The following is a 4115-nucleotide window of genomic DNA, read 5'->3' on the forward strand; positions in this document are numbered from 1 at the left end:
ATACACTTATACTAAACACATATAGAGTCACACCTCAACTACTTATAAGTCTGAGATTTTGCAGGGTGTTAATGAAGGATACAGATTCATAAAATCAGATTTACTATATGTATTATTATGAATCTATGCAAAAAAAGACCCATCGTAAGATGAGTCAGATTACCTGGCAGCGTGCTATCTTCACTGGAGCCAGTCCAGATATTGTCGCCGCTGATATGCTTAACTTCTGTGTTCGGGATGAGAACAGGTGTGTCCACATCGCTATCGCCACCAGATCACTTTGAGGTCTACCCCTCAAAACTGAATAACAGTTGACAGTTTCTTTTTGTACCACCTGGTACGTGTGATTAAGTCCTCGACCTATTAGTATCAGTCAACTCCATGTATCGCTACACTTCCATCTCTGACCTATCCACCTCGTCGTCTTCAAGGGGTCTTACTTCGTTATACGAATGGGAGATCTCATCTTGGAGTAGGCTTCGCGCTTAGATGCTTTCAGCGCTTATCCCTTCCCTACTTAGCTACCCAGCTATGCTCCTGGCGGAACAACTGGTGCACCAGCGGTAGGTCCATCCCGGTCCTCTCGTACTAAGGACAGCTCTCCTCAGATCTCCAACGCCCACAACAGATAGGGACCGAACTGTCTCACGACGTTCTGAACCCAGCTCGCGTACCGCTTTAATGGGCGGACAGCCCAACCCTTGGAACCGAATTCAGCTCCAGGATGCGATGAGCCGACATCGAGGTGCCAAACCTCGCCGTCGATGTGAACTCTTGGGCGAGATCAGCCTGTTATCCCCAGGGTAGCTTTTATCCGTTGAGCGACGGCCCTTCCATTCGGCACCGCCGGATCACTAATCCCGACTTTCGTCCCTGTTCGACTTGTTTGTCTCACAGTCAAGCACGCTTCTGCATTTGCACTCGTCGATTGATTTCCATCCAATCTGAGCGTACCTTTGGGCGCCTCCGTTACTCTTTAGGAGGCGACCGCCCCAGTCAAACTGCCCACCTGACACGGTCCCTCACCCAGTTCATGGGTGCAGGTTAGAACTTCAATCAAACAAGAGTGGTATCCCAACAGCGGCTCTGACTACACTGGCGTGCAATCTTCTTCGCCTCCCACCTATCCTGTACATCTTTGATCAAAATTCAATATCAGGCTACAGTAAAGCTCCATGGGGTCTTTCCGTCTAGTTGCGGGTAACCTGCATTTTCACAGGTACTAAGATTTCACCGAGTCTGCTGCCGAGACAGCGCCCAAATCGTTACGCCTTTCGTGCGGGTCAGAACTTACCTGACAAGGAATTTCGCTACCTTAGGACCGTTATAGTTACGGCCGCCGTTCACTGGGGCTTCAATTCATTGCTTCTCCTTGCGGATGACAAATCCTCTTAACCTTCCAGCACCGGGCAGGCGTCACCCCCTATACTTCGTCTTGCGACTTTGCAGAGAGCTGTGTTTTAGTTAAACAGTCGCTTGGGCCTCTTCACTGCGGCTCTCTTTTACAAGAGCACTCCTTATCGCTAACTTACGGAGTCATTTTGCCGAGTTCCTTGGCAACAGTTCTCTCGCTCACCTCAGGATTCTCTCCTTGCCCACCTGTGTCGGTTTTGGTACGGGCCGCTATGGAATCATCACTAGAAACTTTTCTTGGAAGCTGGCATCATGTGCTTCAGTACTTGTCCGAGGACGTTCCCTTACCTGTCACATCTTACATCCCGCTGACGCATTTCACTGTCAGCCTGCTATATGCTTCGACCACAATCCATTCAGTGGCTCACACTAGCCTTCTCCGTCATTCCTTCATTTCCATCGCGGGTACAGGAATATCTGCCTGTTTTCCATCCACTACGCCTTTCGGCCTCGCGTTAGGTCCCGACTTACCCAGGGCGGACGAACCTTCCCCTGGAATCCTTGGGCTATCGGTGTGTAGGATTCTCACCTACATCTCGCTACTCACACCGGCATTCTCTCTTCCATGCTCTCCACCGCTCCTTACGGTACGGCTTCTACGTGCATGCAACGCTCCCCTACCACTCAACTCTGAAGTTGAATCCGCAGCTTCGGTAGTATGCTTAGCCCCGGTACATTTTCGGCGCAGGGTCACTCGACTAGTGAGCTGTTACGCACTCTTTGAAGGATGGCTGCTTCTGAGCCAACCTCCTAGTTGTCTGTGCATCCCCACATCCTTTTCCACTTAGCATACATTTTGGGACCTTAACTGGCGGTCTGGGCTGTTTCCCTTTTGACCATGGACCTTATCACCCACAGTCTGACTGCCGAGTATGTCTGCATGGCATTCGGAGTTTGATTATACTCAGTACCCCGGGATGGGGCCATCGTACATTCAGTGCTCTACCTCCATGCGACTCTGCCTCGACGCTAGCCCTAAAGCTATTTCGGGGAGAACCAGCTATATCCGTGTTCGATTGGAATTTCTCCCCTAGCCACAACTCATCCGCCAACTTTTCAACGGGGGTCGGTTCGGTCCTCCATTCAGTTTCACCTGAACTTCAACCTGGTCATGGCTAGATCACACGGTTTCGGGTCTACATCATCGTACTGTCGCCCTATTAAGACTCGCTTTCGCTTCGGCTCCGTATCTTCTACTTAACCTCGCACGATAACGTAACTCGCCGGTTCATTCTACAAAAGGCACGCCATCACCCTTTAACGGGCTCTGACTTCTTGTAAGCATACGGTTTCAGGTTCTATTTCACTCCGCTCCCGCGGTTCTTTTCACCTTTCCCTCACGGTACTGGTTCACTATCGGTCACTTGGGTATATTTAGCCTTGACGGATGGTCCCGCCTGCTTCCGACAAGATTTCTCGTGTCTCGCCGTACTCAGGATACCACTAGGCTTCACATTGCTTTCAGTTACGGGACTTGCACCCTCTCCGGTCGGCCTTTCAATGCCGTTCTCTTAGCCATGCTCTTGCCATTTCGTGGTCCTACAACCCCAGATCAAGATCTGGTTTGGGCTCCTCCGCGTTCGCTCGCCGCTACTTACGGAATCATTCTTATTTTCTTTTCCTCCGGATACTTAGATGTTTCAGTTCTCCGGGTACCTCCCTCATGAGCTATGTATTCACTCATGGGTGACAGCTCATTACTGCTGCCGGGTTTCCCCATTCGGATATCGACGGATCTTTGTGTACGTACCACTCCCCGTCGCGTTTCGCCGTTTGTTGCGTCCTTCTTCAGTTCCAAGTGCCTAGGCATCCACCGTACGCCCTTATTCACTTAATCACGATTAAGTTCTAAAGCGTTCTTTTCTTTGCTTAGGTTTTTGCTTGAGTTTTCTGTTTTGTTTAACTTTCTACTCGTGAATATCTATGTTGTTTACAACTTTCGTTATAGACCTTCATATGTCTTCTGTTATTCAGTTTTCAAAGATCGACTTCTTTTTCGTTTGGAAGATCAGTCTTCCAAAACTGAACAGGAAATGTTCGATAACTCTTTACTTCTTTTGTACTTTCTCCTTAGAAAGGAGGTGATCCATCCCCACGTTCCCGTAGGGATACCTTGTTACGACTTAACCCCAGTCATCGGTCCTACCTTCGACGGCTCACTCCTTACGGTTATGCCACCGGCTTCGGGTATTACTGACTCCCATGGTTTGACGGGCGGTGTGTACAAGGCCCGAGAACGTATTCACCGCAGCATGCTGATCTGCGATTACTAGCGATTCCGACTTCATGAAGTCGAGTTGCAGACTTCAATCCGAACTGAGACGACCTTTATGAGATTCGCTTCACATCACTGTGTCGCTGCTCTTTGTGGTCGCCATTGTAGTACGTGTGTAGCCCAGGCCATAAGGGGCATGATGATTTGACGTCATCCCCACCTTCCTCCGGTTTGTCACCGGCAGTCTCGCATGAGTCCCCAACTTGATGCTGGTAACATGCGACAAGGGTTGCGCTCGTTGCGGGACTTAACCCAACATCTCACGACACGAGCTGACGACAACCATGCACCACCTGTGTGATCCATAATTATCCCCCTATCTCTAGGGTATTTGTTTCCATGTCAAGGCCTGGTAAGGTTCTTCGCGTTGCTTCGAATTAAACCACATACTCCACCGCTTGTGCGGGCCCCCGTCAATTCCTTTGAG

General features: G+C 49.8%; 3 rRNA genes. All 3 read right to left on the reverse strand.

Features of this window, described 5'->3' with window-relative positions:
- Positions 1–161: 161 nt before the first annotated feature.
- A 5S ribosomal RNA gene (gene rrf / locus ACESZG_RS18765) occupies positions 162–275 on the reverse strand.
- Positions 276–343: 68 nt separating this feature from the next.
- A 23S ribosomal RNA gene (locus ACESZG_RS18770) occupies positions 344–3250 on the reverse strand.
- 237 nt (positions 3251–3487) lie between these two features.
- A 16S ribosomal RNA gene (locus tag ACESZG_RS18775) occupies positions 3488–4115 on the reverse strand; the annotation flags it as partial.

Origin of the sequence: Blautia sp. Marseille-P2398 (assembly GCF_964240315.1) — a bacterium.
Taxonomy (GTDB): Bacteria; Bacillota; Clostridia; order Lachnospirales; family Lachnospiraceae; genus Blautia_A; species Blautia_A wexlerae.